Raw genomic sequence first — 21,039 nt, forward strand, 5'->3', positions numbered from 1 at the left:
ACGGATACTCAGGCACCAACCACGCTTGGTGTCGTGTAGTCAGGTACTAGCGCGACGCTAACACCGACCACGGATTGTGGCGACTCGAAGACGGGGGTGCGCCAACTAGGAGAGTGCGCTGCCCTGCTTGAACTCCTGGTACGACTGGTCCCAGTCCGTCCAGCCGTTGCCCTGCTCGAGCGTTCGCGGGCTGTTGATGAACTTGACCGGGTCTCCGATGCTCGACTTGTTGTACAGCCAGAGCGCATCGGAGGTGCTCAGACCCACGCAGCCGTGGCTCACGTTGGCGGCACCCTGCGAGCCGACCGACCAGGGCGCCGCATGGATGAACTCGCCGGTCGACGTCACGCGCATGGCGTACTGCACGTCGGGGATGTTGTAGTACTCGGGATCGTCCTCATCGATGCCCGTCGTCGCAGCGTCCATCCGCTTGACGTCGTGCTTCTCCATGATCACCTTGGTGCCGCCGCGAGTCTCGAAGCCGGCCTTGCCGGTGGTGATGGGCAGCGTACGGGCGACCTTGCCGTTGACCTTGACGGTCATCTCGTGGCCCCGGACGTTGACAACGCTCTCGACGGCGTCGCCGACGGTGAAGGAAGCCGAGTTGTTCTCCTGGCCCCAGAGGTTCGGGCCGGCCTTCACGCTGTTGACGTTCGCGTCGACGGTGACTTCGGTGCCCGAGGGCCAGTACTCCTTCGGCCGGAAGTGCACCTCGGTATCGCTGAGCCAACTCCAGGTGCCCTCGACCTTCGGCTTGGACTCGACCTCGAGGTTGCGCTCGATCGCGGCCTTGTTGGTCACCGGGATGTCGAAGTTGACGATGATCGGCATGGCGACGCCGACCTCTGCTCCGTCCAGTGGCGCGATGCTGGCGTACGTCTGCTGGTCAAGGGTGAGGTCCTGGGTGGTGAAGGACGAACGCTCGGTGACAGCGTCGCCGTCGGCGTTCTGGCCCTGCATCACGACGCGGTACTTCTTACCCGGCTCGAGCGATCCGGTGGCCTTCCAGGCGGTCTTCTTGCCGTTCAGCTCGCCGTCGACCTGGTTCTTCGGCACGTCTCGCCCGCTGAACACACTGACCTTGTCGATCGAACCTCCGGCCGCCGAGACCGAGACCGTCTTGTCGACCGCGACGTTCGCCGCACCATCCTTGATGCTGGCGGTCAACTTGACGGGATCCGCCGCCTCATCGTCTTGCTCAGACGCGGCCGGCGACGCATCGTCACCGTCGTCACCGGTTACGGGGTTGCCGCTACAAGCACTGAGGGTGAAGACAGCGGTGGCAGCCGCAACCGCGGCAGCGGTCGCCAGGAGGCGACGGCGCGACTTGATACTCGACATACAGGTGAGTCCCGGATTCGATTCGCGGTAGAGAACGGTTCAGGCTACAGCGTAGCAAGCCAGACCGGTCAATCCAGGCGCGCCGCGGCTCGATGTGACGCGATAGTCGTCAGTGAGCGTGTACTCCGCGGTAGTACTCGAACACAAAACCACAGACAGTGACGATGCCGACGATCGACCCGATGATGAACAGCCACCAGCCGATGACCACGCCGAGTACGATCACCGACGCCGCCAAGGCGCAGAACAACGGCCACCAGCTGTACGGCGGGAAGAAGCCCTGCTCCCCCGCACCTTCGACGATCTCGGCGTGCTCACGGTCTTCGGGCCGGTCGTCGATCTGCTTCGCGACGACGGCGAAGTAGAAGGTCATCAACGCGGCGAGCAGCGTGGTCATCACCAACGCGCTCGTCCCGGTGGGGTCCTCGCTCATGAACCAGTAGATCGGCGAGACGAGCGCGAAGAAGATGGCGCAGAACCCGATGATCCAGGCTTCAAACCTCACTTGTCGTCCTCCGTGCTCGAGGTTTCGTCACGCTGCGTGTCGGTGTCGATGACGTCATCACGGCCGGCGGTGTTCGGCGCGTCGATCGGGCCCTCGTCGTCGATCAGATCGAGTGCCGCCACCTCGGGGTGGTGCAGGTCGAACGCGGGGCTGTCGGAACGGATACGTGGCAGGGAGGCGAAGTTGTGTCGCGGCGGCGGGGACGACGTCGCCCACTCCAACGACCGGCCCCAACCCCACGGATCATCGCATTCGACCTTCGGTGCCCGACGCGACTTCCACACATTCCAGATGAACGGCAATGTCGACGCACCCAGCAGGAACGCACCGATCGTCGACACCTGGTTCAAAACCGTGAACCCATCGGCGCTGCTGTAGTCGGCGTACCGACGCGGCATCCCCTCGATACCGAGCCAATGCTGCACCAAGAACGTCAAATGGAACCCGATGAACAACAACCAGAAATGCATCTTGCCCAGACGCTCGTCGAGCATCCGCCCCGTCCACTTCGGCCACCAGTAGTAGAACCCCGCAAACATCGCGAACACCACCGTGCCGAACACCACGTAATGGAAATGCGCCACCACGAAGTAGGAATCGGATACCTGGAAGTCCAGCGGCGGCGAAGCCAAAATGACACCGGTCAAGCCGCCGAACAGGAACGTCGTCAAGAATCCCAACGAGAAGATCAACGGCGTATCGAAACTCAACGACCCGCCCCACATGGTGCCGATCCAGTTGAAGAACTTCACGCCTGTCGGCACCGCGATCAAGAACGTCATGAAGGAGAAGAACGCGAGGTCGACCGCCCCTGTGACGAACATGTGGTGCGCCCACACGGCAATCGAGAGGACCGCGATGCCGAGTGTGGCGGCGACCAAGCCGATGTAGCCGAACACCGGCTTACGGCTGAAGACCGGCAGCACCTCGGTCACGATGCCGAAGAACGGCAACGCGATGATGTAGACCTCCGGATGGCCGAAGAACCAGAACAGGTGCTGCCACAGAATCGCACCACCGTTGGCCGCATCGAACACGTTCGCGCCCAGCGCCCGATCGGCCTCCAGCATCAACAACGCACCCGCAAGAATCGGGAACGCGATCAACACCAACAGACTCGTCACCAAGATGTTCCAGGTGAAGATCGGCATCCGGAACATCGTCATACCCGGCGCGCGCATCGTGACGATCGTCGTCACGAAGTTCACCGCACCCAGAATCGTGCCCAGACCGGCGAGGTACAGGCCCATCACCCACAGGTCACCGCCGATTCCCGGCGAATGAACCGCATTCGACAGGGGCGCGTAGCCGAACCAGCCGAAGCTCGCCGCTCCACCCGGTGAGATGAACCCAGACGCCGTGATCAGACCACCGAACAGGAACAACCAGTAGCTGAACATGTTCAACCGCGGGAACGCGACATCCGGTGCACCGATCTGCAACGGCATGATCCAGTTCGCGAAACCGACGAACAACGGCGTCGCGAACAACAGCAACATGATCGTGCCGTGCATCGTGAACAACTGGTTGTACGTCTCATCACTGACGATCTGCGTACCCGGAGCACCCAACTCCGCACGCATCAACAACGCCAGAATGCCGCCGAAGATGAAGAACCCGAACGACGTCGCCAAATACAACGTACCGATCATCTTGTGATCAGTCGTCGTGATGACCCTGACGATCCTCTTGCCGAGCGTGTTCGGCCGCGGGGTCACAGTGGTGCTTGTGCCCGGGATGTCGGTGGCGGTCATGAGGCCTCCTCCTCGGCTTCTTCAAGGCCCTTGACGGTGGAGCCATCGGCGCCGCCCATCGGCGCGCCGACGTTGCCCTCGGCCTCCAGGTCGCGCAGATGCTCGTCGTACTCCTCGGGCGACACGATGTGCACGTTGAAGAGCATCCTCGAGTGGTACATGCCGCACAGCTCCGCGCAGCGTCCGGTGAAGGTGCCCTCGGTGTCGGGCGTCACCTGGAAGGAGTTCTCCTCGCCGGGTACGACATCGAGCTTGCGGTAGAACTCAGGGATCCAGAACGAGTGGATGACATCGGGTGAGCGCAGCTCGAACCGCACCGACTCGCCGACCGGCAGATACAGATCTGCGATGTCGTCCGGCGAACCGTCGTCGAAGACGTCCTTGCCGTTGACGGCGTCCTCACCCATGTAGTCGAAGGTCCAGGCCCATTTCTGGCCGACAACGGTGATCACGTGGTCGGGGTTCTCCGACTCTTCGTTGATGTCGTTTTGAACCTCGACGGTGTGGAAGAAGAACGCGGCGACGGCGATCACCGGCGCGACCGTGTAGAGCATCTCGATCGGCAGGTGGTAGCGCATCTGGACCGGTACGTAGTTCTCAGAGCGGAGCCGGTAGCGGACCATCGACCACACGATCAGTCCGAACACCAGCAGGAACGTCACACCGACTGCGATCCAGGCACCGAGCCACAGCCCGAACAGCTGCTCGCCGTCGGTGCTCGCCGACTTCGGAAGTGCCATCCGCAGCCACTCGTTGTCGCTGTCCTTGGAACAGCTCGCGAGGAAGACGGCCAGCGGCAGGAGAGCGGCAGACCGCAGGACGCGCGTCGTGCGCGACGGTCGACGCCGACCGGCAGCGCGAACCGCGTCGTTCTGGGGGAGTTCGGGACCCACGAGGCGCCTTTCTTGCATCACTACAGCGATGGCGATTTCAGTCCGCACCATACTCCAATCGCCACCGCGATCTTGGTCTGGGTACGGTCGTCGCGTGGCTCGGGCCCCGCCACAACCTCACCACAATGAGGTGGACTCCACGGCCAACGCGTTCGACGTAGCAGTGCGGTCGGTTCGGTGTAGAGGTTCTAGCGTGTCGGGAGCGCCAGACACGACCGGATCTCGTCGGCGGCGTCGGCTCCGTACGCCGTCTCGACGCGGCCGAAGAACCCGTGCGCCGACAAGGTGTACTCCTGGGTTCCGGTGGTCTCCACCACGCTCGCAGCGATGGTGCAGCCGACCTCGCACGCACGCTGGGGGCCGAGGCCCGCACCGACGGCTGCGAGATAACCCGCGCGGAAGCTGTCGCCGACTCCCGTCGGCTCGATGGCGTTGACCGCGGCGATGGCCGGGACGACGATGTCGGACTCCCCCTCCTGCTCGACGCGCGCACCCGCGGCGCCGAGAGTGACGACGCGCGTACCGACGCGTTTGAGGATCTCATCGCGTCCCCAACCGGTCTTCTGCTCGATCAGGGCGGCCTCGTACTCGTTGCTGAAGAGGTACGTCGCGCCGTCGATGAGCCGGCGGATGACGTCGCCGCCGGCCCACGCGAGCTGCTGCGACGGATCGGCGGCGAAGGCAAAGCCACGAGCCCGGCAGTCGTCGGTGTAGCGCAGCATCGCCTCGGGGTCGTTGGGCCCGATCACGACGACGTCAGGCACTCCGTGCTTGTCCGCGATGGGGCCGAGCTCGATCTCGCGCGCCTCGCTCATCGCGCCGGAGTAGAACGTCGCGATCTGCGCCATGGACTCGTCAGTCGTGCAGACGAACCGAGCCGTGTGCTTGGTCTCCGACACGTAGATCGGCGAACAGTCGACGCCGTGCCGCTCCAACCAGGCGCGGTAGTCGCGGAAGTCCTCACCCACGGCCCCGGCAAGCAGCGGCCGCTGTCCGAGCACGGCGAGGCCGAAGGCGATGTTGGCCGCGCAGCCACCGCGACGGATCTCGAGATCATCGACGAGGAACGAAAGGGAGATCTTGTCGAGCTGGTCGACGACGAGGGAGTCCTTGAACTTACCGGGGAAGGACATCAGGTGATCGGTTGCGATGGAACCGGTGACGAGGATCGGCACAGAGTCTCCGAGCGATGGGCGGACATGACGAAGGGCGCCCGATCGGGCCGATCAGGCGCCCTCAACGTACGTCAGCGCGCGCGGATACGCGAGCGCGGGTGCGGCGAAATCAGTGGAACGAGTCGCCGCAGGCGCAGGACCCGGTCGCCGTCGGATTGTCGATGGTGAAGCCCTGCTTCTCGATGGTGTCGACGAAGTCGATCTTCGCGCCGTGCAGGTAGGGGACGCTCATCCGGTCGACGACGACGGCAACACCGTCGAACTCGCGGGTCTCGTCACCGTCGAGGTTGCGCTCATCGAAGAACAGCTGGTAGCGGAGACCAGAGCATCCACCGGGCTGGACGGCGATCCGCAGCTGCAGGTCGTCACGGCCCTCCTGGTCGAGCAGGCTCTTGACCTTGGCCGCGGCACCCTCGGTGAGCAGGACGCCCTCGGCGGGCGCTTCGACCTCTGTTGTGCCCTCTACAGTCATTCATCTCTCCTGAACGTAGGTGGAAACTCCGGTGCCCGGACGTTGCCAACACTCCGGCCATCGATTCCATTCCCCATCGTACGGGTTCGCTGCGGCGACGCCCACCAGGCGGGCCCATCCGGTGGAAATCGCTTGCCGCCGCTCGGATCGGGTTGATACCAAGTCGCAGTGACGAAAACGGACGTACAGACCCGGCACACCGACCGCCTCCTCCTACGCCCCGTACGCGACGACGACATCGAACCCATGCTCGGCTACCACACGGACGCCCGTGTTCTCGAATGGCTGATCAAGACCGAGATCGAACCGGGCGAGTTCCGCAAGAACCGACTTGCCAGCATCGACGACCCGCGCGACTACTCGGTCGTCGCAGAGCTCGACGGCCGAGTCATCGGCGACGGATCGCTCGAGATCACCGACGGCATGGGCCAGGGCAACGCCGCCGAGGCACAGGGCTGCCAGGCAATGCTCGGCTACATCCTCGACCCGGCATTCGCCGGCAACGGGTACGCCACCGAGATCGCCCGGGAGCTGCTGGTGATGGCCTTCGACGACCTCGGCCTGCGCCGGGTGACCGCCGGTTGCTTCGCCGACAACCACGCGTCCGCGCGCATCCTGGAGAAGATCGGCATGCGCCGCGAGGAGTACGGCGTCAAGGACTCCTGGCATCACGAATACGGCTGGATCGACGGTTGTTCGTACGCGATCCTGCGGGAGGAGTGGACCGGCTGACGGTTCGTTGCGGCTCGGCTTTCCATACCTTCTCGGAGACATCTCGCCTGCCCGGTTCCGCGCCGCTGTCGGCTTTGCCGTTTCCTTCGGCTGGGTAAAAGACGCGGCGACGCGCGGGAGCGCCATTTCGGTTCGGTTGCTTGGCGGCTTCCCCGCCACCTTAATATGGGACCGGGGTAACGTTCGGCTTCGGCGTCACATCCGTACCGGCGACCACGGGCGTACCAACGGGCACTGCAACGTGTCGCTTTGCACGGTGTCCCTGCCATGCAAAGCGGTACTTCACCATGTCTACTTGGTGAACCACCACCCACCGACCCCGCAAAAGCCAACCGGAACGGGTGAGCCGGCAAGCAACCCGAGCCACGTACCTGCGGCTCCCGCGTCGCCGCGTCTTTGCACCAGCCGAAGCAGCGGAGGTGCCGACAGCGCGGCGAAATCGGGCAGCCGGGTAGTCGCACCGAAGCAGCGGATGAGCCGACAGCGAAGCCGAACCCGACAGCCGGGTAGTCACACCAACGGAGTACGAGACGCGCTACCGCGACCACGTACGCGCAACCCGAGCAGCGAGCGCGCGCAGGCTGCCGGCCGGATCCGCGTACGACGCCTCCTCCCCCACCAGATCGACCATCGAGTACGCCGACTCCACGCCCATCGCGCGCATCTCGCGCGAGCCGACCAGCACCTGGCCGGCGACCACGACACAGGGCCGTAGCGCCTCGGCGGCGATCTGTGCGACGCCGTACACGACCTTGCCGCTGCGCGATGAGAAGTCGTACGCGCCCTCGCCGGTGACCACGACGTCACAGGTACGCGCCAGGGCAGGTACCCCGGCCGCTTCGGCGACGAGCTCAATGCCCGACTGGCGTTCGGCACCGAGGAGCAGCAACCCGAACCCCAGGCCGCCCGCAGCACCCGCGGCCGGCGCATCGGCGATGCGGCGCTCGGGCGGCGTCGGCCCGCATGCCGCGACGACGTACGCGTCGAGCAGCGCGTCGAGCGCCGGGATATCCGATTCGGCGACGCCCTTCTGCGGTCCGAAGGTCTTGGTCGCTCCGAACATCCCGAGCAACACGTTGTCGACGTCGGTTGCCATCACCAGCTCGACGCCGGCGAGCCGCTTGCGGGCCGCGTCCAGATCCACCCGGCCGACGCCCGCGAGCCCGGCGACACCTCGGTCAAGCGGTACGTCGGCGTCGGCGCCGAGGGCGGCGAGCAGCCCCGCTCCCCCGTCATTGGTTGCGCTGCCGCCGAGCCCGACGACGATCCGCTCGGCACCCGAGTCCGCCGCGGCGAGTACCGCCTCGCCGACGCCGTAGGTCGAAGACCGTTCCGGGTCACGGTCCTCATCGGCAACCAGGTGCAGGCCGCAGGCCTGCGCCGACTCGACGTACGCGGTGCGCTCGTGGCGCAGGATCGTCACCGGCGTCGGGGCGCCGAGGGGTCCGGACACAGTCACGGCGGCGAGCTCGCCGCCGAGCGACTCCTGCAGTACGGACACGAAACCGGGGCCGCCGTCGGCGACCGGCGCCAAACGCACCACGTCATCGGGTGACTGCGCAGACCAGCCTTCAGCGATCGCGTGCGCCGCTTCGACGGCGCTCAACGTACCTGCGAACTTGTCCGGCGCGATCAGTACGTGCATGGGCGCATCCTCGCACGCGCACCTTCTCGAACAGTCGCTAAGTTGACGACATGGCGTTGGAGACCACCGTGCGGCCGATGCGCACCGGCGACATAGACGCGGCAGAGTCGTTGACCGGCGAAGCGTTCCACGCGCTCGACGTCGCCACGAACCCCGCTGACTGGCCCATGCCGGAGAAGCGAAGCAGTCGGCGCCGCGCCCTGTGGCGGGACCGCTGCGCGCATCTGCTCGCGCATGACGGGGCCGGATGCTGGGTCGCCGAGGACGACGAAGGCATCGTCGGCGTCGCGACCTCGCTACGGCGCGAGACGATGTGGATCCTGTCCAGCTTCGCCGTACGCGGAGGCGCGCAGGGTCAGGGCGTCGGCGCGCGACTACTCGACGCCGCGCTCACCTACTCCCAAGGCTGCGTACGCGGCATGATCGAAGCGTCGCAGGATCCGCGTGCAGTGCGGCGCTATCACCAAGCCGGCTTCACGATTCATCCACAGATGCTGATGCACGGCGTGGTCGATCGATCCTCGATTCCGGTGATCGAGCACGTACGTGACGGCAGCCTCGCCGACATCGACCTGATGAACTCGGTCGGGCGGCTCGTCCGCGGCGCAGCACATCTGGTCGACCACGAGTTCATGGCCGAGCACTTCGCTCTGCGCGTCATAGACGACTCCACCGGCAGCGGTTACGTGTACGTCCCGGCGTCGGGAGGCACGTACCTCATGGCAGCGACGAACCGACGCACGGCGACTCGCCTGCTGTGGGACGCACTCGCCGCGGTTCCAGAGGGTGAACAGGTCACCGTCGACGGCCTGACCGGCGAGCAGGACTGGGCGATCGACGTGGCGATGCAGGCACGTCTGTCGGTCTACCAGCGCGGATATCTCGCTCTGCGGTTCATGAAGCCGCCGGCGCCGTACGTGCCGAGCCCGCACTTCCTCTGATCAGAGGCCCGGAGCGCCCCAGACGCCCAACCAGCGTTGGAGATCCTTCTCCAGGGGTACGTCGTTCTCGATCAGACCGCGTACCTGCAGCTCGACGCTGTTATCGCGTTTGTTCGCACCGCGCGGCGCGAACGGATAGAACGTGCCCTGCTTGTACAGGTAGACCATCGCGAGCGGCTGCCCGTCGGTGCCGCGGAAGTTCACCAGGGAGCAGAGCAGCGCGGTACCGAACCCGTTGTCTTGCAGCGAGGTGTTGATCGCATGCAGGTCGGTGACGAGACCGGAGAGGTCGTCGGGACCCTGCTGGCAGTACAGCCAGGTGAAGCCGTACGAGTCTTCGCTGCGCTCGACCTTCGGTCCGTCGTCGGCGTCGAGCAGCTCGACGACATCGCTCTGGGTGGTGTTGAACGCGCCGCCCTCACTCGCGCGATAGCAAACCGAACCCGACCCCGTAGGCAGGAAGCCGCCCCCGGCTTCGAGCGTGAGCGCCGCATTGGGCACGGCGAACAACGCATCGAGGTCGGCCTTCGCGGGCGTCGACCGCCCCATGATCGAGCTCCAGAAACCCATCGAGTCAGACTCTCACATCGGCCGGCCGAGGTCGGCGGAGATGCGGGCAAGCTGCTCGACGCGCTTCTCGGTCGACGGGTGCGTCGACAACAGGGTGCTGAACGACTCCGACTTGATCGCCGGGGTGAAGAAGAACGCGTTCATCGACTCGGCCGCCCGCAGATCGCGGGTCGGAATCCGAGCCATGTCTCCGGAGATCTTGGTCAGTGCCGATGCAAGTGCCGACGGCTTGCCGGTGAGGTACGCGCCGGACCGATCGGCGCTCAGCTCGCGATAGCGCGACAGCGCACGCGTGAGCAGGAAGCTGATCGCGTACACCACCAGGCTGACGGCCCAGACGGCCAGCAACGCGATGCCGTTGTTGTTGTTGCGGTTGCCGCCGCCGAAGAACATTCCCCACCGGGTGATGAACCCGGCCAGCAGGCCGAGCGTCGAGGCGACGGTCATGACGGCGACGTCGCGGTGCGCGACGTGGGCGAGCTCGTGGCTGATGACGCCCTCGAGCTCCTCACCGTCGAGACGGCGCATGATGCCGGTGGTGACACAGACGACGGACTTGTTCGGCGAGCGACCGGTGGCGAAGGCGTTCGGCAGATCGGTGTCGGCGATCGCCACCCGCGGCTTCGGCATGTCGGCGAGCGCGCACAAGCGGTCGATCATCCCGTGCAGCTCGGGCGCCTGCTCCGGCGTCACCTCACGGGCGCGCATCGACGCGAGCGCGATCTTGTCGGAGAAGTACCACTGGCCGAGTGCCATCGCGACCACGATCACGCCACCGATCGCGATGCTGCCGCTGTACCAGATCAGCAGACCGCCGAACAGGACGTACAGAGCACCGAGCAGGAACGTCACGAACCCCATCCGGAGCGTGAGTCCGCCGTCGCTACGGAACCGTGTCTTCGCCATTCGTACTCCTCGCCTCACCTATACAGACGTACGGCGTCCCGGAAAGATTCCGGGACGCCGCGCCATGGGCTCAACCCGGGATGAGGCCCTCGTCACCGAGCATCTCCTCGACCTCCTGCAGCGACGCATCCGCAGGCGGCAGGATCAGATCGGAGTCGACGAGCTCCTCATCGTCGATCGCCTCGCCCGCGGCGCGTACGGCCTCGAGGAGCGCGACGAGCGCGGGCTTGAACGCTGCCTCGTCGTCTGCCTCGACGGCGGCCTCAACGGCCGAGTCGAGTTCGTTGAGGTTGGCGACCGATTCGTCGGCCACCGAGAACTGACCTTCGCTCATGATCCGGATGATCATGCCTGCCCCTCCGTCTTCGGCTCCTCTGCCGGCTGCGCTGCCGGCTGGGTCGGCGCGCCCTCGATCGACTTCGTGTCGCCGCCGCCCTCGAGCTGTGCCTTCATTGCGGCGAGCTCGGAGTCGACGTCGCCGGATGCGCCGAGCGCGTCGAGCTCACGCGCGATGTCGTCACCGGGGCTGGCCGTGACGTCGTCGAGCGCGCCTGAGGCGATCAGCTCGTCGACGGCACCTGCGCGCGCCTGCATCTGCGCGGTCTTGTCCTCGGCGCGTTGGACGGCCATGCCGACGTCGCCCATCTCCTCGGAGATGCCGGAGAACGCCTCGTTGATCCGAGTCTGTGCCTCTGCGGCGGTATAGGTGGCCTTGATCGTCTCCTTGCGAGTACGGAACGACTCGACCTTCGCCTGCAGACGCTTGGACGCCAGCGTCAGCTTCTCCTCCTCGCCCTGCAGTTGCGCATGCTGGGCCTGCAGATCGCTGATCTGCTGCTGGAGCCCGCTGCGGCGGGTCAGCGCCTCGCGGGCGAGGTCCTCGCGGTTGGCGCCGAGCGCCTTCTTCGCCTGGTCCTGCAGCTTGTCGCTCTGCTGGTTGAGCTGGTTCATCTGGAGCTCGACGCGCTTGCGACTCGTCGCGACGTCGGCGACACCGCGGCGTACCTTCTGCAGCAGCTCGAGCTGCTTCTGGTAGCTGTAGTCGAGCGTCTCGCGCGGGTCTTCCGCCTTGTCCAAGGCACTGTTGGCCTTTGCGCGGAAGATTGCGCTCATCCGCTTCATGATGCTCATAGAGGTATGAGCCCCCTTCGTCCAATGCGTCGAGTGTCTGCCTCAACCTTACGGCCAGCCCGGTCTCGCGGGGAACGGGTCTCCGCGGCTCGACGTGAGCTCGCGGTGCCCGGACGCGGTCGACCGATGTGGCGCGGGTCTCGGTACCCTTGAGCGTACGCCGCGTTCACGCACTCCCACGACGCCCCGAAAGCCATGCCCTTGTTCCGACGCTCCTCCAACAGCCAAGACGTACCCGAAGAGGCTCCCGAGCCCGATCCGTCCGGAAAGGGCCGTGCGACGCCGAAGCGCAAGGAGGCCGAGGCCGCGCGCAAGGCGCGGGTCAAGCCGCCGCGTACCCGCAAGGAAGCCGCGAAGGTCATGCGCCAGAAGCGGTACGAAGAGCGGATGAAGACGCGCGAGGCGATGGAGACCGGCGACGACCGCTACCTCCCGGCCCGCGACCGAGGCAAGGTGCGCGGCTTCGTACGCAACTTCGTCGACTCCCGTTACAACGTCGCCGAGTTCCTGCTGCCCCTGCTCGTCGTGATCCTGCTGTTGAGCTTCCTGCAGACCGAATGGGCCGTGCTCGCGCTGTTCGGGCTGTGGATCGTCACCATCATCGGCACCCTGCTCGACACCATCTACCTGATCATCCGCGTACGCCGCGAGCTGAAGAAGCGGTTCCCCGGCGAGAGCACCCGCGGTTGCCTCCCGTACGCCGTGCTCCGAAGCACCCAGCTACGCAGGTTCCGGATGCCCAAGCCGCAACTGAAGCGCGGTCAGCCGATTCCGTGACGGCTGGATTAGTCTGGCGTAATGGAGTTTCGCTTTCTCGGTAAGAGCGGTCTGAAGATCTCGGAGATCGCGTTCGGCAACTGGCTGACCCACGGCTCGCAGGTCGAGGAGGATGCCGCGATCGCCTGCGTACGCAGGGCTCTCGACGAAGGCATCACCACGTTCGACACGGCCGACATCTACGCCAACACCGCCGCCGAGGCGGTGCTCGGGCGGGCGCTGACCGGAGTGCGCCGCGAGTCGGTCGAGGTGTTGACGAAGGTGTTCTGGCCGACCGGCCCAGGCGGGCCGAACGACGCCGGACTCGGACGCAAGCACATCATGGAGTCGATCGACGGCTCGTTGCGCAGACTTCAGACCGACTACGTCGATGTCTACCAGGCGCATCGGTTCGACAACGACACTCCGCTCGAGGAGACGATGTCTGCCTTCGCCGACGTCGTGCACTCGGGCAAGGCGCACTACATCGGCGTCTCCGAGTGGACCGCAGACCAGATCCGCGCCGGGCACGAGCTGGCTCGTGACCTGCGCATCCCGTTCATCTCGAACCAGCCGGAGTACTCCATGCTCTGGCGGGTCATCGACGAGCGCGTCGTACCCACCTCCGAGGAGCTCGGCGTCGGCCAGATCGTCTGGTCGCCGGTCGCCCAGGGCGTACTCACCGGCAAGTACGAGCCTGGCGCGCAGCCGCCGGCCGGTTCGCGGGCGACCGACGAAGGCGGTGGCGCCGCCAACATCGCCCGCTGGCTGAACGACGATGTGCTCAACGCGGTCGCGAAGCTACGTCCGATCGCCGCCGACGTCGGACTCTCGATGGCGCAGCTCGCCGTCGCTTGGGTCTTGCAGAACCCGAACGTCTCGGCCGCGATCATCGGCGCGTCCCGGCCCGACCAGGTCACCGAGAACGTCAAGGCCGCGGGCGTACGCCTCGACGAAGCCACGATGCGCGCCATCGACGACGCGCTTGCCGGCGTCGTCGTACGCGACCCTGAGCACACCGAGTCGAGCTCGCCGGAGCACCGACCGGGCGGCTGAACCCTCCGACGTACGGAGTTCGCCGACTTTCAGGTGTTCAGAGCGCGCTGGAACACCCAGAAGTCCGCGAACTCTTCACAACGTCACTCGGGACGCAAGCTCATCGGCCCGTAGACCTCGCGGTCCTCGTCGAGGAGCGTCACCTGCTCGACTCCCGCATCGAGTAGCTCCTGCCACGCCTCGCCGATCCACGACTCCGCCTCGCCCCGACTCGGGAAGCCGTGCTCGAGGCTGACGCCCGCCGTCACCGTCTCACCGGCCGCGTCCTGCAGCCGCCAGGTCCATGTCATGGACCGACCATATCGGCGACCGATCCTCGTACGAGAGGCTTGCGCGGTCGTGTGACCTGCGACATAGTGACGACGATCTGAACCGATCGGCACGTCTGAGTTCCGCGCGCACTCGGTGAACACCATGCGCGGGGTCCGGCTCAGGGGCGGCGTGCATCGAACACGCTTCGACACGATCTGTCGAAGGCAGGGAGAGGGACAACCAAGTTGCGCAAGATATCCGTCGTACTGACGGCCGCGGCGATGACCGCGACCCTGGGCGCGAGTTACGGGGTGACAACGGCATCGGCGGGCGCAGCGCCCAGCACGGCGCCGCAGTCAGCGACCGCCGCCTCCGATGACGTCGCACAGACCGACGACCTACCGAACCCGCTCGACGAGAAGCGCCGCGAGCTACGCGAACGCGCGATCACGACGTTGCTGAACGGTCACGGCGAGAACCGCGTCGAACAACGCGGCCCGAGCACGGTCATGCGCGTCGGCTCCGCCAAGAACGCCGCCGCGGTCAACGCCAACGGCAAGCGGACCGCCAAGAAGCAGAGCAACGCTCAGTACGTCGAGCTCGACCGGGAGACGACCGACCGCATCTTCGCGGTGCTCGTGGAGTTCGGTGACGAGCGGCACGAGGACTTCCCCGACAAGGACCTTGACCCCACGACACCCGGGCCGACGACGTTCGAGGGCCCGGCGCACAACGCGATCCCCGAACCCGACCGCAGCGAGGACAACTCGACGGTCTGGCAGCCCAACTACAGCCGTAAGCACTTCCAGGACATCTACTTCGGGGAGGGCGCGAAGCCCGGCGCCGGCAAGGAGACCGAGTCGGTCAAGACGTACTACGAGCGTCAGTCGTCCGGTCGCTACAGCGTCGACGGAACGGTCACGAACTGGGTCAAGGTGCCGTACAACGAGGCGCGTTACGGCCGCAGCAACGACCCGGTCGCCGACGGCGAGGAAGGCGACGACCCGGCCGTCTGCCAGGACACCAACTGCGGCAACGTCTGGCACCTCGTCAAGGACGCCGTGAACGCCTGGGTCGACGACCAGGAGGAGAAGGGTCGTACGCCCGCCCAGATCAAGAAGCAACTCAAGACGTTCGACCGCTGGGATCGCTACGACTACGACGGTGACGGCGACTTCAACGAGCCCGACGGCTACATCGACCACTTCCAGATCGTGCACGCCGGAGGCGACCAGGCCGACGGCGATCCGCACCAGGGTGAGGATGCGATCTGGTCGCACCGCTGGTACACCCAGACCACCCCGATCGGCGCCGGTGGACCGGCCGACAACCCGCTCGGCGGCAGCCAGATCGGCGACACCGGCATCTGGGTCGGCGACTACACGATGCAGCCGGAGAACGGCGGCGTCAGTGTGTTCACCCACGAGTACGGCCACGACCTCGGCCTGCCCGACCTGTACGACCGCTTCGGCGGCGACAACAGCGTCGAGTTCTGGTCGCTGATGGCGCAGAGCCGGTTGGCAGCCAAGCACGACGAAGGCATCGGTACGCGCGCCGGCGACCTCGGCGCATGGGAGAAGCTGCAGCTGGGCTGGCTCGACTACGACATCATGCGTCCCGATCAGAACCGTCGGGTCGTACTCGGCCCGCACGAGTACAACTCGAAGAAGGCGCAGGGTGCGGTCGTCGTACTGCCCAAGAAGGAGAAGACGACCGAGCTGGTCGATCCGTACGCCGGCGAGAAGTCGTGGTGGAGCGGTTCGGGCGACAACCTAGCGAATACGATCAGCCGCGACGTGAGCCTCCCGGCCGGTGAGTCGACGCTGGACATGCAGGCAAACTGGGACATCGAAGACTGCGGCGACACCGACTGCGACGAGGCGTACGTCGAGGTCGACGACGGCAGCGGTTGGGTCTCGATTCCCGGCTCGATCACCAGAGACGAGAAGCGCAACGCGATCGACGGTACGAGTGACGGCTGGGTCCCAGCGACCTTCGACCTGTCGGCGTACGCGGGCAAGGACGTCAGCCTGCGGATCCGCTACCAGACCGACGGCGCCGTTGGCGGCCTCGGCTTCTTCGCCGACGACATCTCGGTGACGGCCGGTGGCGAGACGTTGTTCGAGTCCGGCGCCGAAGACGGTGACGAGGGGTGGGCGCTCGACGGCTTCACCGCCGCCGCCGGCTCGTACACCCAGGACTACGACAACTACTACGTCGCCTCACATCGCGACTACGTGTCGTTCGACAAGTACCTGAAGACCGGCCCGTACAACTTCGGGTGGCAGAGCGACCGCCCGGACTGGGTGGAGCACTTCCCGCTGCAAGACGGCTTGCTCGTCTCGTACTGGGACACCTCGCAGGCCGACAACGACACCAGTCAGCATCCGGGTGAGGGACTCATCCTGCCCATCGATGCCAACCCGCGACCGCGGGTGCGACTCGACGGTGAGTACTGGCGGTCCCGCATCGTCGGGTACGACGCTCCGTTCTCGCTGGAGCGGTCGGACTCGATCACGCTGCACAACGATGGTCGGGCGAACCACCTCCGTGGCCTGAAGGCGCGACCGACCTTCAACGACGGCCGCAAGTTCTGGTTCGGGGCAACACCCGACTCGGGCGTGAAGGTGCCGAACAACGGCGTCAACATCAGCGTGCTCTGGCAGCGCGGCAACCTGATGAAGATCCGCGCGTACGAGCGCAAGTAGGTCGCCGCACCTGGCAGCCGCGCCAGTCGATCCGCTACCGGATCGGCGGGCGCGGCTTTGCGGTGTCCGACGACTCGGCGGCTAGGCCGCTACCGCACCGAGTCGGCAACGAACGGCGGTTTGGTCACCGTGAACGGCTCGGTACGCCCACGTACGTCGACGGTGACCGTCTCGCCGTCGGCGAGACCGCGGTCGACGAGTGCCAGCGCGATGCCCTTACGAAGACTCGGCGCGAACGTCCCGGAGGTCACGACGCCGATCTCCGCGCCGTCGCCGTTACGTACGGTCATGCCGGGCCTCGGGATGCCGCGTCCGGCGGCGACGAGTCCCCGCGATACGCGCGACGTCTTGGCCGAGCGCTGCTCGATGAGCGCGCCTCTGCCCCAGAACTCCTCCTTGTCCCATCCGACCGCCCACGCGGCGCGTCCCATCACCGGCGTGATGTCGCGCGACAGATCCTGACCGTGCAACGGATAGCCCATCTCGGTGCGAAGGGTGTCGCGTGCGCCGAGTCCGGCCGCGCGCAGGCCGAGTGCTTCACCGGCGGTCATCACCGCATCCCACATCGCTGCGGCGGAGCCTGCGGGTACGACCAGCTCGTAGCCTCGCTCCCCCGTGTAGCCCGTCCGGCACACCGTCAGGGATGCGTCGTCGTACGTCGCGGTCACGAAGGACATGTAATCGTGGCCGGTGGGCAGGCCGACCGCATCGAGTAGGTCGTCGCTGCGCGGCCCCTGCACGGCGAGCACGGCGAAGTCACGGTGCTGGTCGATGACCTCGACCCCATCGGGCGCCTCGGCGGCGAGCCTTCGTACGACCTCCGCGGTGTTGGCGGCATTCGGTACGAGGAACACGTCCTCATCGGAGCGGACGTACGCGATCAGATCGTCGACGACCCCGCCCGACTCGTCGCAACACAAGGTGTACTGCGCTTGACCGGGGCCGATCTTGCCCAGGTCTGCGGTCAGACAGCGGTTGACGTACGCGGCTGCGCCGGGCCCGCGTACGACGGCCTTGCCCAGGTGGCTCACATCGAACAACCCGGCCGCCTCGCGGACGGCCTTGTGTTCGGCGAGCACTCCCCCGCCGGCGTACTCGAGCGGCATCTCCCAGCCGCCGAACTCGGCGAACTTGGCGCCGAGACCGACATGTCGGTCGTGCAACGGGGAGCGCAGTAGCGCTGGATCATCTGCGGTAGCCATGAGGTCAACCTAAGGGCCGCGTGACCGACGTGTCTCGTGGGACCCTCCCGTCGACACTCGGCGACCACCCCTGGCCGGGCATCGGTAACCTGACACCGATCCATCCAGATCCGACGAACGGGGACGCATGCCTACGGTCAGCATCAGCTCAGCCAGCCCGACGACGACGCGATCGGACGTGCTCATCGTCGCCGCCGCGAAATCCGGTAAGCAGGTGAGCGTGCTGACGCCCGCCGAGGAGGTTGCGGATGCGTTCGGCCGATCGCTGCAGCCGACCCTCTCGACGCTCGGCTTCACCGGCAAGGAGGGCCAGGTCGCGAAACTGCCGGCCAACGGCGTGATCAAAGCGGCCATGGTGATCGTGGTCGGGGTCGGTGACGACGAGGAGCCGTCGACCGAAACGCTGCGTCGTGCGGCCGCCGTCGGCATCAAGGCCGTCGCCAACGCCGACTCCGTGTCTGTCGCGTTTCCGACGCCCGACGACGAGACGGTGTCTGGGATCGCCGAGGGCATCCTGCTCGGCAGCTACCGCTTCGACCGCTACAAGTCCGAGACCGACCACGATGCTCCGAACTCCGTGTCGGTGCTGTCCGACCGCTCGCGTACGAAGACCGGCAAGGCGGCCGTCGAGCGCGCCGAGACCATCGCCACCGCAGTCGCGCTCGCCCGCAACTGGGTCAACACCGCCGCCGGCGACCTCACCCCGCCCGCGTACGCCGACGCGATCGCCGAAGCCGCCGCCGATGACAAGGTCAAGGTGACGGTCTGGGACGACGCACGACTGGCGAAGGAGAAGTGCGGCGGCATCCTCGGCGTCGGTAGCGGATCGGACAGCGAGTCCAGGCTGGTCCAGATCGCGTACAAGCCGAAGAAGCCGGTCGCGCACCTTGCCCTGGTTGGCAAGGGCATCACGTTCGACTCGGGCGGCCTGTCCATCAAGCCCGGGGCGGGAATGATGACGATGAAATGCGACATGGCAGGCTCTGCCGCCGTGGTCGCGGCCACCCTCGCGATCGCGCGACTCGGGCTGCCGGTGCGCGTCACCTGCGTCGCTGCGATGGCCGAGAACATGGTCAGTGGCTCGTCGACCCGACCTGGCGACGTGTTGACGATCCGCGGCGGCACGACCGTCGAGGTGCACAACACCGACGCAGAGGGGCGCCTCGTTCTCGCCGACGGTCTCGTGGTCGCGACCGAGCAGGAGCCCGACTTCCTCGTCGACGTCGCCACCCTCACCGGAGCCTGCGTCGTCGGGTTGGGCGAGCGTACGGCCGGGGTGCTGTCGAACGACGACACCCTGCGCGAGTTGATCCCCCAAATCGCCGAGAGCGTCGGCGAGCCGATGTGGCCGCTGCCGCTCGCCGAGGAGATGCGCGCGAAGGTACGCAGTTCCGAGATCGCCGACCTGCGCCAGCACAACCCGAAGCCCGTCGGTGGCACGTTGTACGCGGCCGCCTTCCTGCGCGAGTTCGTCGGCGATTCTCGTTGGGCCCACATCGACATCGCGGGCCCCGGGTTCAACAACGAGAGCGCGTACGGCTACGTGCCGAAGGGCGGTACGGGCGTGGCGGTTCGGACGCTTGTCGCGACTGCGCAGGCGATCGCCGACGGCGACCTCGAATAGGAGATCGCCTGGATAGGGACGTCGCTCAACCCCTATCCAGGCAGCATTTCGGGATGGCGCCGATCGTCAACCGGTCGGTCGGCGACCGGAGGAATTCTCACGCCTTCCGCGAGCGTGTAGGGCTCGCGATGCTGCCGAACGCCGAATGAGGACCTCCTATTGGACGTCGAACCGGTGCGGGATGACGCCGCTGCCCTCCCGGTACGGTGTGAAGCCCATGGCCGAGTAGTAGGCAAGGCCGGGCGCGTTGTCGATGCCGATGGTGGCGTCGATGTGCCGCAGCCCGGCAGACTTCGCCGCTGCCAGCGAAATGGCGAAGAGACGGCGACCTAGTCCGCTTCGGCCAGCGTCCGGGTGAATGTGTGTCCCGATGATTCCCCATCCCTCAGTCACGTCGTACGGGTTATCGGGCCATGCCCGCTTGAGTGACTGGAAACCGACAACCCGGCCGTCCCGCTCTGCGACGGTGCACGCGACTCGGTGCTCCAGGCTCAGGTAGCGCTCCCGGATCAGTGCGACATCGACGGGGCTCGCCCGCAGGCCTGCGCGATAGATCGCGTTCTGCACTTCAGTCATGTCCTCTGCATCGGTAGGCCGGGCGGGTCGTATCTCGATCTCGCTCATGTGTCCCACCTTGCCGCGCCGGTGACGCACGAGGCCGGCCGGGTCAGGGCCATCGCGCAGTTTTCGTTCGGCTTCCTTGGCGCCGAGCTTCTTGCGGTGGTTGTCGTCACGCATGCGTTGCGGATAACCGACGACGACGAGATCGAGTAACCCCTCGCCGTACGAGCAAGGCGATCACGGCCACCACGCCGACACCGAAGGCGATCCACGCCGACCCGAGGGAGTCGGCGAGCGCCGCGTACGCCCAGCGAGCCGCCGCTCCCGCGCCCACCCAGAGCGATGCCCACAACAGGGAGCCGACGAGCGACGCCGCCAGGAACCGCCGATACCGAAGCCCGGAGACGCCGGCGATCGCGGGTACGAGTGTGCGGACGACCGGCAGCAACCGGCTGAGGATCACCGCCGACGCGCCGTGTCGGCGTACGAACCCCACCGCACGATCCCAGTGCTCGACGCCGAGCCGCCGCACGGCGCGGGTTTCGCGTAGCCGCCCGCCGAGGTGCCTGCCGAGCGCATAGCCCGCGTGGTCGCCTGTCGATGCACCCACCGCGACCGCACCGAGCAGCAGCGCCTTCTGCTGCCACTCGTCCATACCGACCGCGAGCGCGAGAATGACCGACTCGCCTGGCAGGAACGATCCGAGCCCGAGTCCCGACTCGGCGAAGGCGAACAGCGCCGCGAACCCGAGCACCAGGGGCCCGAATCCGTCGGTGAGGGAGGCCAACCATTCCGTCATGGCCGCGACGCTAGGT

At 66.5% G+C, this 21,039-nt stretch carries 21 protein-coding genes; 6 read left to right on the forward strand and 15 right to left on the reverse strand.

Features of this window, described 5'->3' with window-relative positions; translation table 11 throughout:
* Positions 1-105: 105 nt before the first annotated feature.
* The 6 genes from MU582_13310 to MU582_13335 form a co-directional block, all read right to left on the reverse strand.
* The gene (locus MU582_13310) at positions 106-1,341 is read right to left on the reverse strand and encodes an Ig-like domain-containing protein (protein ID UPK73414.1); all 1,236 of its coding nucleotides are present in this window, start codon (positions 1,339-1,341) and stop codon (positions 106-108) included.
* Between the two features lie 109 nt (positions 1,342-1,450).
* A complete protein-coding gene (locus MU582_13315; protein ID UPK73415.1) occupies positions 1,451-1,846 on the reverse strand; it encodes a cytochrome c oxidase subunit 4 in 396 nt (131 codons plus the stop codon).
* Positions 1,843-3,600: a cytochrome c oxidase subunit I gene (ctaD, locus tag MU582_13320; GenBank protein ID UPK73416.1), complete on the reverse strand. Its 1,758-nt coding sequence runs from the start codon at positions 3,598-3,600 to the stop codon at positions 1,843-1,845. Before ctaD ends, MU582_13315 begins: the two co-directional genes overlap by 4 nt.
* Positions 3,597-4,493 (reverse strand): cytochrome c oxidase subunit II, encoded by an 897-nt coding sequence (coxB, locus tag MU582_13325; protein UPK73417.1) that lies wholly within the window; start codon positions 4,491-4,493, stop codon positions 3,597-3,599. The genes ctaD and coxB overlap by 4 nt, the downstream gene beginning before the upstream one ends.
* 188 nt (positions 4,494-4,681) lie before the next feature.
* Positions 4,682-5,668 (reverse strand): carbohydrate kinase family protein, encoded by a 987-nt coding sequence (locus tag MU582_13330; GenBank protein UPK73418.1) that lies wholly within the window; start codon positions 5,666-5,668, stop codon positions 4,682-4,684.
* A 109-nt stretch (positions 5,669-5,777) separates the two neighbouring features.
* On the reverse strand, positions 5,778-6,140 hold the full coding sequence (locus MU582_13335; protein UPK73419.1) for an iron-sulfur cluster assembly accessory protein: 363 nt from the start codon (positions 6,138-6,140) through the stop codon (positions 5,778-5,780).
* Between the two features lie 168 nt (positions 6,141-6,308).
* On the opposite strand from MU582_13335, the gene MU582_13340 reads away from it, so the two are divergent.
* Positions 6,309-6,872, forward strand: coding sequence for a GNAT family N-acetyltransferase (locus tag MU582_13340; protein UPK73420.1), 564 nt, complete (start codon positions 6,309-6,311; stop codon positions 6,870-6,872).
* Between the two features lie 535 nt (positions 6,873-7,407).
* Here the strand turns inward: MU582_13340 and MU582_13345 are convergent.
* Positions 7,408-8,517 (reverse strand): glycerate kinase, encoded by a 1,110-nt coding sequence (locus MU582_13345; GenBank protein UPK73421.1) that lies wholly within the window; start codon positions 8,515-8,517, stop codon positions 7,408-7,410.
* A gap of 50 nt (positions 8,518-8,567) precedes the next feature.
* Here MU582_13345 and MU582_13350 point away from each other — a divergent pair, with 50 nt between their 5' ends.
* The gene (locus MU582_13350) at positions 8,568-9,458 is read left to right on the forward strand and encodes a GNAT family N-acetyltransferase (protein ID UPK73422.1); all 891 of its coding nucleotides are present in this window, start codon (positions 8,568-8,570) and stop codon (positions 9,456-9,458) included.
* Here MU582_13350 and MU582_13355 read toward each other — a convergent pair whose 3' ends face one another.
* The 4 genes from MU582_13355 to MU582_13370 form a co-directional block, all read right to left on the reverse strand.
* A complete protein-coding gene (locus MU582_13355) occupies positions 9,459-10,028 on the reverse strand; it encodes a hypothetical protein (protein ID UPK73423.1) in 570 nt (189 codons plus the stop codon).
* A gap of 12 nt (positions 10,029-10,040) precedes the next feature.
* Complete coding sequence (gene htpX, locus MU582_13360; protein ID UPK73424.1) at positions 10,041-10,934, reverse strand: zinc metalloprotease HtpX; 894 nt, start codon at positions 10,932-10,934, stop codon at positions 10,041-10,043.
* Positions 10,935-11,004: 70 nt separating this feature from the next.
* On the reverse strand, positions 11,005-11,283 hold the full coding sequence (locus tag MU582_13365; protein ID UPK73425.1) for a hypothetical protein: 279 nt from the start codon (positions 11,281-11,283) through the stop codon (positions 11,005-11,007).
* The gene (locus MU582_13370; protein UPK73426.1) at positions 11,280-12,065 is read right to left on the reverse strand and encodes a PspA/IM30 family protein; all 786 of its coding nucleotides are present in this window, start codon (positions 12,063-12,065) and stop codon (positions 11,280-11,282) included. Before MU582_13370 ends, MU582_13365 begins: the two co-directional genes overlap by 4 nt.
* A 195-nt stretch (positions 12,066-12,260) precedes the next feature.
* Here MU582_13370 and MU582_13375 point away from each other — a divergent pair, with 195 nt between their 5' ends.
* Both MU582_13375 and MU582_13380 read left to right on the forward strand, forming a co-directional pair.
* Positions 12,261-12,842 carry a DUF3043 domain-containing protein gene (locus tag MU582_13375; GenBank protein UPK73427.1) on the forward strand — a complete coding sequence of 194 codons (582 nt, stop codon included), beginning with the start codon at positions 12,261-12,263 and terminating at the stop codon, positions 12,840-12,842.
* Between the two features lie 21 nt (positions 12,843-12,863).
* On the forward strand, positions 12,864-13,877 hold the full coding sequence (locus tag MU582_13380; GenBank protein UPK73428.1) for an aldo/keto reductase family protein: 1,014 nt from the start codon (positions 12,864-12,866) through the stop codon (positions 13,875-13,877).
* Positions 13,878-13,960: 83 nt separating this feature from the next.
* On the opposite strand, the gene MU582_13385 is transcribed toward MU582_13380, so the two are convergent.
* Positions 13,961-14,167, reverse strand: a complete 207-nt coding sequence (locus MU582_13385; GenBank protein UPK73429.1) for a hypothetical protein — start codon at positions 14,165-14,167, stop codon at positions 13,961-13,963.
* A 207-nt stretch (positions 14,168-14,374) separates the two neighbouring features.
* Here MU582_13385 and MU582_13390 point away from each other — a divergent pair, with 207 nt between their 5' ends.
* Positions 14,375-16,837, forward strand: coding sequence for an immune inhibitor A (locus MU582_13390; GenBank protein ID UPK73430.1), 2,463 nt, complete (start codon positions 14,375-14,377; stop codon positions 16,835-16,837).
* A gap of 89 nt (positions 16,838-16,926) precedes the next feature.
* On the opposite strand, the gene gcvT is transcribed toward MU582_13390, so the two are convergent.
* The gene (gene gcvT, locus MU582_13395; protein ID UPK73431.1) at positions 16,927-18,039 is read right to left on the reverse strand and encodes a glycine cleavage system aminomethyltransferase GcvT; all 1,113 of its coding nucleotides are present in this window, start codon (positions 18,037-18,039) and stop codon (positions 16,927-16,929) included.
* Between the two features lie 127 nt (positions 18,040-18,166).
* On the opposite strand from gcvT, the gene MU582_13400 reads away from it, so the two are divergent.
* Positions 18,167-19,663 (forward strand): leucyl aminopeptidase, encoded by a 1,497-nt coding sequence (locus tag MU582_13400; protein UPK73432.1) that lies wholly within the window; start codon positions 18,167-18,169, stop codon positions 19,661-19,663.
* A 156-nt stretch (positions 19,664-19,819) separates the two neighbouring features.
* On the opposite strand, the gene MU582_13405 is transcribed toward MU582_13400, so the two are convergent.
* Both MU582_13405 and MU582_13410 read right to left on the reverse strand, forming a co-directional pair.
* Positions 19,820-20,401 carry a GNAT family N-acetyltransferase gene (locus MU582_13405; GenBank protein UPK73433.1) on the reverse strand — a complete coding sequence of 194 codons (582 nt, stop codon included), beginning with the start codon at positions 20,399-20,401 and terminating at the stop codon, positions 19,820-19,822.
* A complete protein-coding gene (locus MU582_13410; GenBank protein ID UPK73434.1) occupies positions 20,394-21,023 on the reverse strand; it encodes a DedA family protein in 630 nt (209 codons plus the stop codon). The genes MU582_13405 and MU582_13410 overlap by 8 nt, the downstream gene beginning before the upstream one ends.
* Positions 21,024-21,039 lie beyond the last annotated feature (16 nt).

Source organism: Nocardioidaceae bacterium SCSIO 66511 (assembly GCA_023100825.1).
Classification (GTDB): Bacteria; Actinomycetota; Actinomycetes; order Propionibacteriales; family Nocardioidaceae; genus Solicola.